This is a genomic window from Ensifer sp. (assembly GCF_031989085.1).
Lineage (GTDB): Bacteria > Pseudomonadota > Alphaproteobacteria > Rhizobiales > Rhizobiaceae > Ensifer.
In genome coordinates this window covers 260,065-276,472 of record NZ_DALZXU010000002.1, presented here as the reverse complement: position 1 = coordinate 276,472, position 16,408 = coordinate 260,065, and the positions used below count along the sequence as shown (strand labels likewise).

Genomic DNA, 16,408 nt, shown 5'->3' with positions numbered 1-16,408 from the left:
TCTCCCGTTTAACGCAATTTCAAGCCGCACTCCTCAAAGGCGGCTCGGGTCAGTCTCTTTTCCTCGTCCGTCAGCTCCAGCAGCGGGCGTCGAACTGCGCCGCCCACCTGGCCGAGCAATTCCTGCCAATACTTCTGGTGCGCATGGGGCTTTTCCGCCGGCTTCGTCTTGCGGAAAGCGTCGCGAACGTTCTGCAGGCTGGCGCTGACGGCGCGCGCATCCTCTGCCTTCCCGGCAAAGGCAAGTGCTGTGTATTCGGCCATCCGCCGGTCTGACTTGGTCTGCAGCGTGTAGGGCGGCGAGGAGCAGAGATAAAGCTGCCAGCCGAGCTCCAGCACGTTATCAAGCCATTCTTCTTCCGAAGCGGTGGAGACAAGGATGCGGTCGCCGGCAAGAGCGGTCAGCGTCTTGTACATGTCGCGGGGCACGGAATACTTGATCGCCACCACCGTCTCGATATCGGCGAGCCGGTTGCACAGCTCAGGGCTCATCAGGTAGCCGCTGTCGGGATGCGACCACAGCGCCATGCCGATATCCACCTTCGAAGCGATGGTTTCGTAGTAGCGCAGCAGCGTCTCGTCCTGCTGCTTGAAGAAGTTGAGGACCGGCGCATGCACGACGATGTAGTCGGCGCCACTGGCCTGGGCGTGGCGGGCAAGATCGATCACCACGTCCATGTTCTGGTCCGAGCAGGACATAATGGTCTGCGCCCGGCCACCGGCCGCGTCCACGGACAGATCGAACATGCGTTTGCGCTCGTCGAGCGACATGGAGAAGAACTCGCCCTGCTTTCCGGCGATAAAGAGACCGTCGATGCCAAGGTCGGAGATCCAATGCTCGACATTCCGACGGTATCCCTCCTCGTCGATCGTGCCATCGGCCTTGAACGGCGTGTTCGCCGCCGCCCAGATGCCGCGCATCGTCGCGCGGGAATGGGCCTTTGCATCTTTACGCTGGTATTTCATGACGCTCCCTGTCGCATGTGCTCCCGGCGGCGCGTGAAGCAGGCCGTCCCGGTCTCTGTTGTCGCCATATAGCGCTGGAAAATTTTATTCATAAAGGCGCATAGTTCGTATATATTCATGCTGAAATCAGTATGGATCGCCCGATGCTCAATCTCCGTCAGATCAAATGTTTCCAGGCCGTGGTCGAACTCGGCAACTTCTCCCGCGCCGCCGAGCGCTTGCGCACCAGCCAGGCCGGCATCTCGCATGCGATCCGGGACCTTGAAGCCCTGCTCGGCGCACGGCTTTTCGACCGCACGACCCGGCGCGTCGAACTGACGGAAGCCGGTCGCGTCTTCGCCGCCGGGGCTTTGCCGGGGCTTGCGGAAATCGAGCGAGCCGTCGATGCGGTTCACGATCTCGGGCAACTGCGGACTGGCCTGGTGCGCATCGCCGCCCCGCCCTTCCTCGGCGCGACGGTACTACCACGTCTGTTGCAGGAGGTCGCCGCGACCCACCCCAGCCTCAAGCTGAGGATCGAGGACGTGGTAACCGACCTCATCGCCCCCCGCGTGCGCAGCGGCCTTTGCGACCTCGGTGTCGGAACCTTCGCCAGCGACGAGGACGGGCTTGAGATGCAACGCGTCCTGCGCGACCAGCTGATGGTTTTTGCCCCGGAGGGTCACGCCATCTGCTCCAAGGCGGAAGTCGCCTGGTCAGCGCTGGCCGACCAGCCGATCATCACACTGACGCGTGAAAGCAACATCCGGCTCTTGACCGAGGTCGGGTTCGAAAGCGCGGGCGTGCCGCTGCGCCCCTCGCTTGAAGTGCACCAGATCAACACCGCGCTTTCCCTCGTCGAACGGGAAGCGGGACTTGCCATCCTGCCGACCTATGCCTTTGCCGGTCTGCACGGCCGAAAGGTCGTCGCGCGACCACTGGTCGAGCCATCCATCGCCCGGGACGTGGCGATCATCACCGCGCGGGAGCGCACCCCCTCCCCGGCAACGGTCGCGGTACGCACCGTTCTGCGCAAGGTATTGCGTGACATGGTTCCGGTTGTCGGTTGACGAAAAGCACGAGGCCGAAGCCGTCTGAACAACGGTTTCGGCCTCGATTTCAGGCGGCGATCGGAGCAGTCGTCAGGCGATCTGCAGTGAAACGTTCTTGATGACGGTATAGTGGTGCAGGCCTTCGGCCCCGCCCTCGCGGCCGAGACCGCTTTCCTTGACGCCACCGAACGGCGTTTCAGCCACCGAGGCCTCCAGCGTATTGATCGAGAGGTTGCCGGCTTCGATGCCCTGCATGAGTCGATCGACATTGGCAGTCGAATTGGTGAAGCCATAGGCGGCGAGGCCGAAGGGCAGCGCGTTGGCCTTGCCGATTGCCTCCTCCACCGAAGAAACCGGATTGATCAGGGCGAGCGGGCCGAAGGGCTCTTCCGAAAGCGCGCGGGCATCGTCAGGCAGATCGGCGATCGCTGTCGGCGCGAAGAAATAGCCCTTGCCGTCGAGGCGTCCACCACCACACAGGATGCGTGCGCCCTTGGCGCGCGCGTCGTCGACGAGCTCCTGGAGGGCAGCAATGCGACGATCATTGGCGACCGGCCCCATTTGGGTCGAGGCATCGAGGCCGTCGCCGACCTTGATGGACCGCGCCTTCTCAACAAAGGCCGCGATGAAGCGATCATAGAGTGTCTCGTGCACGAAGAACCGCGTCGGCGAGGTGCAGACCTGACCGGAATTGCGGTACTTGCGGGTCGCGCAGGCAATACCGGCCGCCACCGGATCGGCGTCCTCGCAGACGATGACCGGTGCATGACCACCGAGCTCCATCAGTGCCGGTTTCATCACCTGAGAGGCGAGCGTCGTCAGATGCTTTCCAACGGCGGTAGAACCGGTGAAGGCAACCATGCGGATGCGGTCCTGCGGGATGAGATATTCGGAAATTTCGGCAGGATGACCGAAGACGAGGTTGAGCACGCCGGCCGGCAGGCCGGCATCATGGAACGCGCGGGCGATGTGCACCACACCGGTCGGCGTCTCCTCGGAGGCCTTCATGATGATGGAGCAGCCGGCCGCGAGCGCCCCACCGATCTTGCGCGCCGGCTGGCTCATCGGGAAGTTCCAGGGCGAGAAGGCCGCGACCGGGCCGATCGGTTCATGCAGTACGATGTAGCGGATGCCCGGCGCGCTGGGGATGATCCGGCCATAGAGGCGCACGCATTCGCCGGCGTCCCATTCGAAGAACTCACAACCGCGAATGACCTCCGAGCGCGCTTCGGAAATCGGCTTGCCGTTTTCCAGGGTGATCGAGCGGGCAATCTCTTCGGAGCGCTCGCGCAGCAACTGCGCCGCCTTCAGGATGATTGCCGCGCGCGCTGCGGGCGATGTCCGGCTCCAGATCTGAAATCCCTGCCAGGCCGCATCGGTCGCGTCGGCGAGATCCGTCGCGCGCGCGACCGCGACCTTGCCGATGACATCCTCATTGGCGGGGTTGATGACGGCGAGTGTCTCGGAGGTCGCCCTCCATTTGCCGCCGATATAGAGCTGAGCATGCGTTTCCTGAGCCATGAGATTGCCTTTTCACCATTCCTTGGAAGGCTGGCCTTCCTTTGCAGCAATGGATGCAATCAGCGGTCTAATATAACAATCCACATAGGTTGAATGAATTGATGTCGAAATGTGATAAGTGTTCACGCCACGCGCAAACGCGAACAGGCGCTCTCCCGGCCGGGAGAGCGCCTGTTCTGCATTCAATCTCGCTGACGATCAGGTTACGGCGCTGCGCACCGCATGGCGGGCATCGTTCCACGCACCGGTTTCCATCACGTCCTGCAGCACGTCTACGGCGTCCCACACATCCCTGTAGCTCGTATAGAGCGGTGTGAAGCCGAAGCGGATGGTCGCCGGAGCGCGGAAGTCGCCGATGACGCCGCGCTCGATCAGGGCCTGCATGATCTGATAGGCCCCCTCATGTTCGAAGGAGACCTGGCTGCCGCGTGCCGTGCCATCCCGCGGCCCGCCCAGCGTCAGGCCATGCCTGCCGCAGCGCGTCTCGACGAGCTTGATGAAGAGATCGGTGAGCGCAATGCTCTTCTTGCGGACCGCTGCCATGTCCACCTCGTCCCAGAGGTCGAGGGCTGCCGACAGCGCCCGCAATGACAGGATCGGCTGCGTGCCGGATAGGAAGCGCAGGATACCCGGGCCACCGTCGTAGTCGCGCTCGAAACCGAACGGTCGCGCATGGCCCCACCAGCCGCTGAGCGGTTGGCTGACCTTTTCCTGATGCCGCTCGGCCACATAGATAAAGGCCGGCGCACCGGGCCCGCCGTTGAGGTACTTGTAGGTGCAGCCGACGGCGAAATCGACGTTGCAGCGGTCGAGTTCCACCGGCAACGCGCCGGCCGAATGGCAGAGATCCCAGACGACGAGTGCGCCGGCCGCATGGGCGCGCCTGGTCAGCGCCTCCATGTCGCGCAGCGCACCGGTTTTATAGTTGACGTGATTGACGAGCACCACGGCGACGCTATCGTCGATCAGATCCTCGATCCGGGGTGCGTCAACGCCCTCCAGTCGCATGGTCGTGCCGGGACGCGTCGCCATCACGCCCTCGGCCATGTAGAGGTCGGTTGGGAAGCTGCCGCTTTCCGCCACGATGACCGTTCGCTGCGCATTGAGGCCCAGGGCCGCATGCAAAGCCTTGTAGACGTTTGCCGAGGTGTGATCGGTGACGGCCGTCTGGCCGGGTGCAGCGCCGATGAGCCGGCCGACGCGGTCTCCGAGGGTCAAAGGCAGGGCGAACCAGCCGGCCTTGTTCCAGCTGCGGATGAGGTCCCGGCCCCACTCGAGCTTCGCCGCCTTTTCGATCTCGGCATAGGAGGCGTGAAGCGCTGCGCCGAGCGAATTGCCATCGAGATAGGTAACGCCCTCGGGCAAATCGAAGCGGCTCTTGAAGCCCGCGAGCGGGTCATCGCGGTCCAGCGCCTCGACGGCATGGATATCGATGTTCATAGGGGCAGTCCTTCTATTCACGTATGGTTTCACGGGCAGGCATGGGGCCGCGCGCGCGCTTGAGGGTCGGCAACGCCAGCATGGCGAGCACGAAGAGGCCGGTCGCAAGTTTCAGGTCTGTCGGCGGCATGCCGGCAGCAAGGCAGAGCGAGACGAGCTGGTAGTAGACGATGGCGCCGACGAAGGGGGCTGCAAGCTGGCGGCGGAGTGTCTGCTTGCCGACAATCGCCTCGCCGATCATCAGGGCGGCAAGGCCGTTGATCAGGGTGCCGATGCCCATGTTGACGTCGGCGAAACCCTGCGATTGCACCATGAGGGCGCCACTGGTCGCCGAGAAAGCACCGGCAAGGCCGACGCCACCGATCGTGGCAGCCCAGATGCTGATCCCCTGCGCTTCGGCCATATCAGGATTGGAGCCGACTGCGCGCATGGCGGTGCCGCGCTCGGTGCGGAAGTAGAGGTTCAGCAGGCAATAGACGGCCAAGCCGAGCAGCCCGGCGACGACAATCTTGCTGACGGGGAATCCTGGCTCAGCGAAGGGGACGCCATCGAAGATGGTTGGCGTGCCGTAGACCGAGAGGTTGGATTTTCCCATGAGCCGCAGATTGATGCTGTAGAGCATGGTCATCATCAAAATGCCGGCGAGCAATGTATGGATCCGGAACCGCAGATGCACGAAGGCCGTGCAGCTTCCAGCAAGAAACCCGGCGGCCATCGCCGCGAGAATGGCGAGCCAGCCCGGGGCACCGCCAGCAAGCGACAGCGCGCAGACACAGCCACCGAGCGGGAATGCGCCCTCGCTGGTCAGGTCGGGAAAGTTCAGCATGCGGAACGGCAACATGATGCCGAGCACGATGAAGGATAGGATGAGGCTTTGCGCCAGCGTGACCGGCACGAGGGCGATGAAGTTCGAAATAACAGTGTAAACCGTGTCCATGTCCGTCTCAGCTCGCCAGCAGCATTCGATCGGTCTTCAATCCGAAGTGACCGATGAGTTTCGGGATTGTAACTTCGGCCTTTTCCGCACCGGTGATCTCGAGCCGCGTCCTGCCGGCGTCGAGCATCACGACGCTATGGCCGAAATCGACAGCGTGCTGCATGTTGTGTGTCACCATCAGCGTGGTGAGATTGAAGGCCTCGACAGCGCGGACCGTCGCTTGCATGACGATGTCGGCGGTGCGCGGGTCAAGGGCCGCCGTATGCTCGTCGAGCAGCAGCAAGTCCGGTTGATCGCACGTCGCCATGATCAGCGATAGCGATTGCCGCTGGCCGCCCGAAAGCAACTCGACACGCGTTTCCAGCCGGTTTTCCAGCCCGAGATTGAGCGCGGCAAGGCGCTCGCGATAGCTGGCGAGCCGTTTGGCGTTCAGGCCCCGGCTGAGGCCGAGTTTCTTGCCGCGCAATTCGGCAAGCAGCATGTTTTCCGCCACCGTCATCGAGGCAGCGGTGCCCTTCATCGGATCCTGGAACACCCGGGCGACGCGGCTTGCGCGCTTGTGCACCGGCATCGACGTGACATCGTCTCCGTTGATCAGGATCTTTCCGGAATCGAGCATCAGTGCGCCGGAAATCGCGTTCAGCATACTGCTTTTGCCCGCCCCGTTCGATCCGATGACGATGGCAAAGTTGCCGGTCGGAAGCGTGAGACTGAGATCGTTGAGGGCGATCTTCTCGTCGGGCTGCCCCCTGTAGAAGACCTTACGTGCAGATCGGATTTCGAGCATCCGTTCCTCCTTAGAGCAATTCCAGCGCAAGCATGTGGGCGGCTTTGCATCCGGAATTGCGAAAAAAACAAAAGGGTAGAGCGCTCTGGGCGCTCAGGCGGACGGTGCTCAGCGTACCGTCCGCCGACGGCGTCAGGTCACTCGACGATGCAGTTGCAGTCTGCGAGCGAAGCCGGGATCTCAATGCCGAAGGCTGCCATGGCCTTCTTCGAGATCAGCGCCTGGTGATCTGCAACGGCAGGGCGGACCGGGGCGATGGACTTCGGGTCCTTGCCCTTCAATACTTCGGCAGCGATCTTGCCGGCATTCTTGCCGACCTGCTGGTAGTTGACGGCGAAGCTCGCCGGCACGAAGCCTTCCAGCACCGCGGTATCGACCGCATTGACGACCGGGATGCCCGACTGGCGGGCGGCCGATGCGACGGCCGCGATGGCCGGCTGGATCATGTTGGAGGTCGGTCCGTAGATGACGTCCACCTTGCCGGCGAGCGAGGTGATGCGCTGTTGGATGTCGTTGAGATTGTCGACGCCGACTTCGACGACTTCGAAGCCCTGTTCCGGCGCGATCTTGCGTACGGTTTCGAGCAACGCCACGTCATTGGCCTCGCCCGGATTGTAGGGAAGACCGAGGCGCTTGGCGTTCGGCAGAAGCTTCTTGGTGAAGGCAAGCACCGCCGCCATGTCCTGGCTGTCGGTCGCACCGGTGATGCCGTCGTCGCCGCTTTCAGAGGATGGCACGAGGTTGGCGGCAACCGGATCGGTGACGGCCGTGAAAATCACCGGAATGCCGGAACCGGCCAGCGCCTTCTTGGCGATCTGCGAAACCGGCGTCGTCACGGTGTAGACGAGCTTCGGCTGTTCGGCCTGCAGCTTCGCGATCATCTGCGGCACCAGCGAAGCGTCGAAATTGGTGTGGCTTTCGGTGTAGACCACGTCCTTGCCCTCGACGAAACCGTTTTCGGCAAGCGCCTGCTTGAAGCCGGCGATGGCGGCATTGAGCGGCGGGTGTTCGCCGAAATTGGCAATGCCGATGCGGATCGGATCGGCAGCGGCCGAACCGGTCGCGGCCAGCATCAGACCGACGGCCATCAGGCTTGTGATAAGTTTAGATTTCGTGGTCACCATGTGTTCCTCCTCCAGTGTCGCATTGACAGCACGACGAGGGATGAGGAAGCGCAGCCGCGCGGCAAAGTCAACGAAATAGTATACAATTATCTCGTTTTGAGATTATCATATATTCTTTTCGAATAAGTGGCACCGTGGATAACGGTGGCCTTCAGGGGAGTGAAAGTGACGGAAGAACAAGAGAACGGCACGAAGACTGAGATCGCCTACCGGATTTTGCGGACGGGCATCCTCATGACCCGGCTGCAACCTGGCGCACCATTGCGCGTCGACCTCCTGAGCAAGACCTACGACGTCGGGCGGACACCGTTGCGCGAGGCTCTGTCACGGCTGGAGGCCGAACGGCTGGTCGTGGCGATCTCCAATCGCGGCTTCACCGTCGCGCCGGTATCGAGGGCCGGACTGGAAGATCTGACGAAGGCGCGCACAGTCGTCGAAATCCCACTGCTGCTGGAAGCCATGCAGCGCGGCGGCGCCGAATGGGAATCGGCGATCGTCACGGCCCATTACCGTCTGTCGCGCTGCAAGACGATCCTCGAAGATTCGTCCGATCTGGCCGTCGACGCCTGGATGGAGCGACACGAGGCCTTTCACGCAGCCTTGCTGAGTGCGGCGCAATCGAGCTGGCTGATGCGTTTCCGCGCCACCATCTCCGACCAGCTCCAGCGCCACTACCGCTTCCTGGCTTTCGCGCCGGCGCTGCGGGCGGCCGCCGGCGAGACTGCCGGATACGAGGAGGCCATGGCCGCGCTGCACAAGGCGCAATCGATCGGCCCGCATACCGAATTGATGGAGGCGGTGCTCGATCGCAACGCCGAGCGAGCGCGTCTGCTGATGGCCGAGCATTTCGGCTACCCGCTGGAAGTCTACGCCATCGAGGAAGGGGAAGCGGCGGCAATTGCAGCCCGCAAGAAGGGTGCGCGCGGACGTATTCATAAAGATACCGCATGAATTAATGCCGATTAAGGCGATTGTTATGGGGAAAGCGGTTCTGTTTCATACCGTCCAGCAAACGGGAGCGGCGTGACTTCCGCAGGCGTGAGGGCGCCTGCGCATTTCACATTCACAATGAAGGCACAGGGAAAGCAACGCCGCGAGGCGTCCGCCGCAGTGCTGCCGTTTGCCTTGCGCCGCTGCCAACCCCGGACGCGGGCAGTCACCAATATTGCAGGAGGAGACGGACATGCCGAAAAGGCTGATGATGACATGCTCGATTTTGTGTCTGGCGGCAGGCACTGCCCTTGGGGCCGGCTGGGAAAAAGAGGTGCCGACAGAGATTAATATCCAGGATCCGCACCTCAAGCGCTGGTCGGAGCTGACCTATGACAAGCAGCCCCCGGAACTGACGCCAGGCAAGGACTACGGCATGGACGCGGCGACGGGCAAATTCATTGCGCCACGGGCGACCGCCCTCGGCGCATCGCCCAATTTTCCGGGCCAGCTCGGCCATTGGGACGGCAAGACCTACAAGAGCAATGTCGAGGAAATCGCCTTCTACCCGCACATCACGTCGCCCTGGCATGCCTGGCCCGATGTCGCGGATTTTGACGGCAAGCGCTACATGTATCTGCATGACCGCGACTACATGCGCGTGCTCGACATCACCGACCCGGCCAAGGCAAAGGTCGTCTATTCGAAGGGCGGGGTCTGGGGACCTGAAGGTTCAAGCGAGGACTGGGACGCCAAGACCGTCCAGGATTATTTCGGCGGCATGACCATAGCCTGGAGCGAAAAGCTGCAGAAGAACGTCGTGGTTGCCTCCTACGAGATCGGCCGTTTCGGCATTCTCGACAACAAGCGCACGCAGCCGGACATCGTCGAAACGCTGCGTAAGTACAATTCGCTCAAGGGCTTCAAGGTCTACGAGATGAACGGTCCGCTGCCGAGCGACTGGAAGCTGATCGCCACCCGCACGACCGATATCGACAACCCCGATGCGCCGGTTGGCAAGCAAAAGGGCTCGGGCTCGCTCGACGCGCCCGCCTGGTTCGGCGGCAAGTACATGTATCTTTCGGCGGCGCCTGACGACAGCTACGCACTGACCGAATATCCGGACTACCTGCATTCGCCAGGCTACCAGGCCTGGGACATGACGGACCCGGCCAATCCGCTTTTCGTCAGCCAGGTCACCGTACCGGGCCAGGTCGTCGGCGACAAGACGAGCGAAGACGCCTACCTGATGAACCCGCGCGCGGGCAACCGCACGTCCTGGATGGGCTCACGCATGCCGCTGTTCCTGCCGAAACCGGTGGAGAAGGGCGGGATGATCGGCTTCGGCGCCATGGGCGGCCTCGGCTTCTACACCTTCGACCTCTCGAAGCCCGGTACGCCGGAGATGATGGGCCATCTGAGCATTCCGCCGAGCTTTGCCGGCACGGAATTCGACAACGCCGACACCAGCCAGTACGAGCGCACCGGCTATGTCTTTGCCAACGGCTATCCGATGAACTCCAACTGCTATGAGCCCTACAAGGACGTACTGGTCATCGACGCCAAGGATCCGAAGGACCCGAAGGTCGTTGCCACCTTCCCGCGTCCGACCCCGCCGGCAGAGGCTGAGTTCACCGACTATTGCCAGCGTCGCGGCAGCTTCGGTCCGAAGCGCTCCGGCACGACCCACCAGCCGGGCCACGGCCGCGACGGTATCCTGCCCTATGCCTTCTACAATGCCGGCCTGCAGATCTTCGACGTCAAGGACCCGAAGGACCCGAAGATCGCCGGCTACTACGTCCCGCGCTTCCCCAAGCCGGAGGAAATGCCGGAATACACCTATGACAACGCCAGCTTCGCGGTCTTCACGGAGTATGACCGCAACATCATCTGGCTGATCAGCATCGACGGCATCCGCGCCCTGAAGACACCTCTGCTCGGCGAACCGAAGACCGGCCTTGCCGCCGACGTCTGGCCGCCGCGCGGGTAAGACCCGACCGGGCCGGTATCGCAAGCGACGCCGGCCCTTCCTTCGCCACCCCATCAGTCCCGATCAGGATCTGCCTGTCCCGCGCGCCGCGGACAGGGCCGGCGAAGCATTTCCAATTTTCAAACAACGAGAGAACCAACGCGATATGAACAAACAAACCAGCGCAGCGTCGCCGATCCTTATCAAAAGTGCCGTAACGGCACTCTGCGTGATTGCCGGCATTTCGCCGGCGGCGGCAGCGGATGCCGACCCCGTCGAATATGTGCGCGTCTGCGATGCCTATGGTACCGGCTTCTTCTTTGTCCCGGGGACCGAAACCTGCCTGAAGATCAGTGGCTACCTGCGCCACGAGGTGGCTGCCGGCGATGATGTCTACTGGGGTGGCTCGCTCGACGGCCTGCCCGGCAAGGCGCGGGCCACGCTGCGTTTCGACGCCCGCAACGAAACCGAATTGGGAACGCTGCGCTCCTATCTGGAGACCCGTTTCGAGCACAAGGCGTCCGGAGAGCGCGTCTATATTTCGGAAGCCGTCATCGAGCTTGCCGGCTTCTCCGTCGGCATTGCCGATTCCCTCTTTGCCAACTGGACCTGGGGTGCCGGCAACGTCATCTATGACGACGTCATCTACTACTCCGGTGACCGCACGATGCAGGCAAGTTACACCCACGACTTTGGAAACGGCTTCTCCGCCATGGTTGGGGCCGAGGAAGGCAACGGTTCGTGGGAGCTGGAGGCTGTCGATGCCTCGGGCGTCGCGCGGCGCGAGTGGTTCGACCTCAGGGCCGACCGCGTACCGCACGTCCTTGGCGGCGTCAAATACGAGCAGGACCGGAGCACGCTCTTCGGCATGGTCGCCTACGACACCCGCTACGATGCCTGGGCTCTCAAGGCCCGTGCCAATTTCGACGTTACAGACGCGCTCTCGCTGTTCGTCATGGGCGCCTACCAGTCCGACCCGACCCGCCCGAACTATTACGGCAGCTGGTATGGCGATTGGGCGATGTGGGGCGGTTTTTCAGCAAAGGTCAGCGAGAAGGCCACGATAAACAGCCAGATCTCGGTCGAGGAAGACGGCACATGGAATACCGCGCTGAACGTCGCCTATGAGGTCGTACCCGGTTTCAAGATCACCCCGGAACTCGACTACACGGCCTTCCGCGGTTTCCGCGGACACGAAGACGCCTTCGGCGGCGTCGTGCGCTTCCAGAGAAACTTCTAACCCGCAAGCAAGCGTCGGCGGCAACATCGCCGTCGACGCTTTTCGGCCCAAAGCCAGTCCTTTCGACCTCTGCAGGCGTGACACTGCAGGACAGCGCCCACCGACATGGCGTCGGCCACGTCGGCGCCACCTTCGCATTCCCTCGCCGCCCGCAAGCCTCGGGATTTGATTGCCTTCACCGCATCAATAGAGAACGACCGAGCGGATGCTTTCACCCGAATGCATCAACTCGAAACCCTTGTTGATGTCTTCGAGCGGCATGGTGTGGGTGATCATCGGATCGATCTCGATCTTGCCCTCCATGTACCAGTCGACGATCTTCGGCACGTCGGTGCGGCCACGCGCGCCGCCGAAGGCCGTGCCCATCCAGCTGCGGCCGGTGACAAGCTGGAACGGACGGGTCGAGATCTCCTGGCCGGCGCCGGCAACGCCGATGACGACAGACTTGCCCCAGCCGCGATGCGAGGCTTCGAGCGCCTGGCGCATCACCTTGGTGTTGCCCGTGCAGTCGAAGGTGTAGTCGGCCCCGCCGATCTGGTCGGCGCCACGCTTCGTCATGTTGACGAGGTAAGCCACGATATCGTCGCCGACTTCCTTCGGGTTGACGAAATGGGTCATGCCGAAGCGTTCGCCCCAGGCCTTCTTGTCGTTGTTGAGATCGACGCCGATGATCATGTCGGCGCCGGCAAGCCGCAGGCCCTGGATGACGTTGAGGCCGATGCCGCCGAGACCGAAGACGATCGCCGTTGCACCCATCTCGACCTTGGCCGTGTTGATGACGGCGCCGATGCCGGTGGTGACGCCACAGCCGATGTAGCAGATCTTGTCGAACGGCGCGTCCGGATTGACCTTAGCAACCGCGATCTCCGGCAGAACCGTGTAATTGGCGAAGGTGGAGCAGCCCATGTAGTGATGGATCTTGTCCTTGCCGATCGAGAAGCGCGAGGTGCCATCCGGCATCAGGCCTTGCCCTTGCGTCGAGCGGATCGCGGTGCACAGGTTCGTCTTGCGCGACAGGCACGACGGGCAGGAGCGGCATTCCGGCGTGTAGAGCGGAATGACATGATCGCCCTTCTTCACCGACGTGACGCCTGGGCCGACATCGACGACGATACCGGCACCCTCATGGCCGAGGATCGCCGGGAACAGGCCTTCGGGATCGGCACCCGACAGCGTGAAATCGTCGGTGTGGCAGATGCCGGTCGCCTTGACCTCGATCAGCACCTCGCCGGCCCGCGGGCCTTCGAGCTGAACGGTCATCACTTCCAGCGGCTTGCCTGCCTGAACGGCAACGGCGGCGCGTACATCCATGAATAAGTCTCCGGTGGTTAGGTGGGATGGTGTTCTGTAGAAAGCTTCGACCACAGGTCGCGCGCATGTTGTTTCAGCGTCAGCGCTTCCGCCCAGCGGTCGGTGGTGTCTTCGCCGTAGCGGTCGGTGATCGCATAGGGCTTCGGGCCCAACTCGCAAACGAAGGCGAGGCTATCGTTCGCCCCTGCCCGCTTCTGCCAATTGCGAAAACCGAACTCCCACCACCTCAGGAAAAGATCGACCCAGGGGCGATGATGCGGGAAGGAGATCTCGATCTGAACCTGCTCGCGGGACGCCACGCGCCCGTGGAATGCCCAGGAACTGTCGAGGATCGCCTCCATCAGCCGGTGATCTTCATCTGAGATCGGCCACGAAAATTCACGCCCGACCAGATAGTGCGACAGATCTCCAAGCAACCTCAGCTCCGGCATCCGGTCGAGCAGATCCAGAGTAAAGAACAGGTCGGTGGTCATCCGATCGCGATGGGTCTCGATGAAGACCGGTATATTGGCTTCCTCGCCGAGCCGGTGCCAGCCTTCGAGCAACGGCAGGCAGTCTTCAATTCGGCGCAGACGCACATCCGGCTGCAGGCAGATATGATGGACGCCGAATTCGCACGCATTGTCGAGGACGGGTTTCAGGTCGTCGATCGTCCTTGGAAAACACTGACCTTCCGCTTGAAGGCCGCGCTCGCTCAAAAGCGCGTGCAGGTGTTTCACATAGGATCGATCGTGCCAGTGGGCGCTGACGCCGTCGAAGCCCGCTTCGGCGATGCGCTCGACATTCTGTGCGAGGGTGAATTCCGGGCTATGCTTGCTGCGCAGCTCCATCGCCCAAAGGGACTGAAACACCAGAAGAGATTGCATGGCTTCCCCGATAGACTGACACGCTGGCCGGATTGTTCACGCCGCCCGGGCGCTTTTCAGAAGTGTTTTCAGATTGAAATCCGGGTCTGCCAACGCTGCCGCATCGACACGGACACCGGCCGCGATCAACATCTCGGCCAGCTTGATATCCTTGGCGACCGCGTTGCCGATGCCCAGCCCCGCTGCGGCAACAAGCTGCCCGTCCTCGAGGTAGAATTCCACCTCGCCGTCGTCGCGGCCGCGCAAGACGGTCTGATGAGTGGGGGCGGGCAAGCCTGCAACCTGCAAACCCAACTCGTACTGGTCGGACCAGAACCAGGGCACGGCCAGGAACGCCTCGGTGCCGCCCGCCATGTTGCGGGCGGCCGTTTCAGCCTGGCTGCGCGCATTGCGCCAACTCTCGAACCGCAGATGCCCGCCGCCCGGCTGGCGAACCGCCGCGCAATCGCCGGCGGCGAAAATGTCGGCAGCGCTGGTGCGAAGAAGATCGTCGACCAGAACCCCATTGCCGATCGAAAGACCCGCCTGTTCGGCCAGCGCGACGTCCGGCTGCACCCCGATTGCCGCAACGACAAGCTCGGCCGGCACGACCGTGCCGTCGGCCAGATGCACGGCGCAGTCGGTGATTTCAGCGACGCCCTGCCCAAGGTGAAACTGCACGCCCTCACCTCTGTGTCTCGCGTGAAGCCTTGCGGCGAAACGTGCGGGAACGGCGCGCCCGAGCGGCGCCGGGGCCGCTTCGATGATGCTGACGGCAACACCCTTGCTGCGCAGGACTGCGGCCAGTTCCATGCCGATCAGACCGCCGCCGATGATCGCGACGCGCCGGCCATCGCCGGCACGGGAAAAGATTGCAGCCGCATCCGCATAGGTGCGGAAGGAAAGCGCGTATTGTGCGCCCGGACAGGTGAGAGGTCGCGTGCGCGCGCCGGTCGCCAGCAGCAGCTTTTCGTAAGGTAAGGTGCGCCCGTCGCCGAGGGTCACGGTGCGCTCTTGCGCATCGAGCCGCGACGCCGACACACCCTGCAGATAATCGACGCGGGACGCCTCAAGCGCTTGCGCGCTGCAGATCGCTTTCAACTGAACCGCACCGTCGACGGGCTTCGATAACGGCGGACGTTCATAGGGAACATGCGGCTCCGAACCGACAAGCGTGACAGTCCCCGAAAACCCGGCTTCGCGCAGCGCAAAGGCAGCCCGCGTGCCGCATTCGCCGGCGCCGATAATGACGATACCGCCCATGTCGATCTCCCTCAGAAAATGGACCGGCGCGAAGGCTGCGCCGGTCGTGCGTTGGTCAGTTCTGGTGGGCGTATTCGGCCATGTTCTTCGGGGTGACGAGTTCGAAGGGAACCCAGACGGCCTTCTCGATGCTCTTGCCCTGCGCCAGCGCGGCGGCCGCATCCACGGCACTTGCCGATTGGCCCTTGGCATTCTGGAACACCGTCACGTCGAGATCGCCCGCAGCCATCGCCGCCAGCGCGTCCTGGGTCGCATCGATACCGACGATGATCACGTCGTCCATCGAAATGCCGGCCGCCTTCAGCGCCTGGATGGCGCCGATCGCCATCTCGTCATTGTTGGCGAAGATGACATCGATGGGTCGACCGGCGGTGATCCAGTTCGTGGTCAGGTCCATCGCGGTCGTGCGCGTCCAGGCCGCCGACTGTTCGTCGGCAATCGTCACACCCTTGCAATCGCCCGCCGCCAGCGTCTCTTTCACCGACGATGTGCGATCCCGAGACGCCTGATGCGCAAGGTCGCCCATCAGGATATAGACCTGGGCGTCGCTCGCTTTTCCCTTGGCTTTCAGCAGTTCGCAGGCAGCCTCGGCCCCCAGCCTGCCGGAATCCGTTTCCTTCGAGCCGACATAGGCCTGTTTTGCCGGCAGCTTGTCGACGTTGTCAGGCTGGAGATTGAGATAGACGAGCGGAATGCCGGCCTTTTCGGCCGCCTGGCTGATGCCGGGCGCGGCCGACGTGTCGGCCAGCGTCATGATGATCGCGTCGACGCCCGACGCGATGAAATTGTCCACCTGGCTGCGTTGCTTGGAAATGTCGGTCTGTGCGTCCTCGATCTGCAGGCTGACGCCGCTGACCTCGGCGGCTCTGGCGTCGAGCCCCTGGCGAAGCAGGGTCTGGAAGTTGTTGTCGAAGCTCTGCATGGAGACGCCGATCGTCTCCGCCGACGCAGCACTTCCCATCAAGGCGGCCAGTACGGCCGCCAGGCACACATGTTTCATCTCATCCTCCCAATGGGTGCCGGATCACCCGATCGCATTCCGGAG

Annotated in this window: 14 protein-coding genes; 4 read left to right on the top strand and 10 right to left on the bottom strand. The window is 62.8% G+C overall.

Translation table 11 applies throughout. From position 1 onward, the window contains the following. Positions 1-8 precede the first annotated feature (8 nt). The gene (locus RTP54_RS14210) at positions 9-965 is read right to left on the bottom strand and encodes a dihydrodipicolinate synthase family protein (protein WP_312363596.1); all 957 of its coding nucleotides are present in this window, start codon (positions 963-965) and stop codon (positions 9-11) included. Positions 966-1,108: 143 nt separating this feature from the next. On the opposite strand from RTP54_RS14210, the gene RTP54_RS14205 reads away from it, so the two are divergent. Then, on the top strand, positions 1,109-2,014 hold the full coding sequence (locus RTP54_RS14205; protein ID WP_312363594.1) for a LysR family transcriptional regulator: 906 nt from the start codon (positions 1,109-1,111) through the stop codon (positions 2,012-2,014). Between the two features lie 72 nt (positions 2,015-2,086). Here the strand turns inward: RTP54_RS14205 and RTP54_RS14200 are convergent, their stop codons facing one another. From RTP54_RS14200 to RTP54_RS14180, 5 genes are all read right to left on the bottom strand, one after another. After that, entirely contained in the window at positions 2,087-3,517 is a 1,431-nt protein-coding gene (locus tag RTP54_RS14200) for an NAD-dependent succinate-semialdehyde dehydrogenase (protein ID WP_312363593.1), read from the bottom strand. A 198-nt stretch (positions 3,518-3,715) separates the two neighbouring features. Further along, positions 3,716-4,957: a kynureninase gene (gene kynU / locus RTP54_RS14195; RefSeq protein WP_312363591.1), complete on the bottom strand. Its 1,242-nt coding sequence runs from the start codon at positions 4,955-4,957 to the stop codon at positions 3,716-3,718. Between the two features lie 13 nt (positions 4,958-4,970). Beyond that, positions 4,971-5,894 carry an ABC transporter permease gene (locus RTP54_RS14190; RefSeq protein ID WP_112818115.1) on the bottom strand — a complete coding sequence of 308 codons (924 nt, stop codon included), beginning with the start codon at positions 5,892-5,894 and terminating at the stop codon, positions 4,971-4,973. 7 nt (positions 5,895-5,901) lie between these two features. Beyond that, positions 5,902-6,681: an ABC transporter ATP-binding protein gene (locus tag RTP54_RS14185; RefSeq protein WP_112811457.1), complete on the bottom strand. Its 780-nt coding sequence runs from the start codon at positions 6,679-6,681 to the stop codon at positions 5,902-5,904. 137 nt (positions 6,682-6,818) lie between these two features. Next, complete coding sequence (locus RTP54_RS14180; RefSeq protein WP_312363585.1) at positions 6,819-7,805, bottom strand: ABC transporter substrate-binding protein; 987 nt, start codon at positions 7,803-7,805, stop codon at positions 6,819-6,821. A gap of 165 nt (positions 7,806-7,970) precedes the next feature. On the opposite strand from RTP54_RS14180, the gene RTP54_RS14175 reads away from it, so the two are divergent. From RTP54_RS14175 to RTP54_RS14165, 3 genes are all read left to right on the top strand, one after another. After that, positions 7,971-8,756, top strand: a complete 786-nt coding sequence (locus RTP54_RS14175) for a GntR family transcriptional regulator (protein WP_312363584.1) — start codon at positions 7,971-7,973, stop codon at positions 8,754-8,756. A gap of 313 nt (positions 8,757-9,069) precedes the next feature. After that, positions 9,070-10,725: a hypothetical protein gene (locus RTP54_RS14170; RefSeq protein ID WP_312363582.1), complete on the top strand. Its 1,656-nt coding sequence runs from the start codon at positions 9,070-9,072 to the stop codon at positions 10,723-10,725. Positions 10,726-10,870: 145 nt separating this feature from the next. After that, on the top strand, positions 10,871-11,944 hold the full coding sequence (locus tag RTP54_RS14165) for a porin (RefSeq protein ID WP_312363579.1): 1,074 nt from the start codon (positions 10,871-10,873) through the stop codon (positions 11,942-11,944). Positions 11,945-12,127: 183 nt separating this feature from the next. Here the strand turns inward: RTP54_RS14165 and RTP54_RS14160 are convergent, their stop codons facing one another. The 4 genes from RTP54_RS14160 to RTP54_RS14145 are packed head-to-tail and all read right to left on the bottom strand — an operon-like array spanning position 12,128 to position 16,363. Further along, positions 12,128-13,255 (bottom strand): S-(hydroxymethyl)glutathione dehydrogenase/class III alcohol dehydrogenase, encoded by a 1,128-nt coding sequence (locus tag RTP54_RS14160; RefSeq protein WP_312361687.1) that lies wholly within the window; start codon positions 13,253-13,255, stop codon positions 12,128-12,130. A 17-nt stretch (positions 13,256-13,272) separates the two neighbouring features. Further along, positions 13,273-14,121, bottom strand: a complete 849-nt coding sequence (locus RTP54_RS14155; RefSeq protein ID WP_312363577.1) for a sugar phosphate isomerase/epimerase — start codon at positions 14,119-14,121, stop codon at positions 13,273-13,275. 36 nt (positions 14,122-14,157) lie between these two features. Then, positions 14,158-15,363 (bottom strand): FAD-dependent oxidoreductase, encoded by a 1,206-nt coding sequence (locus RTP54_RS14150; protein WP_312363575.1) that lies wholly within the window; start codon positions 15,361-15,363, stop codon positions 14,158-14,160. A 55-nt stretch (positions 15,364-15,418) separates the two neighbouring features. After that, entirely contained in the window at positions 15,419-16,363 is a 945-nt protein-coding gene (locus tag RTP54_RS14145; RefSeq protein WP_312363573.1) for a substrate-binding domain-containing protein, read from the bottom strand. Positions 16,364-16,408: the final 45 nt, after the last annotated feature.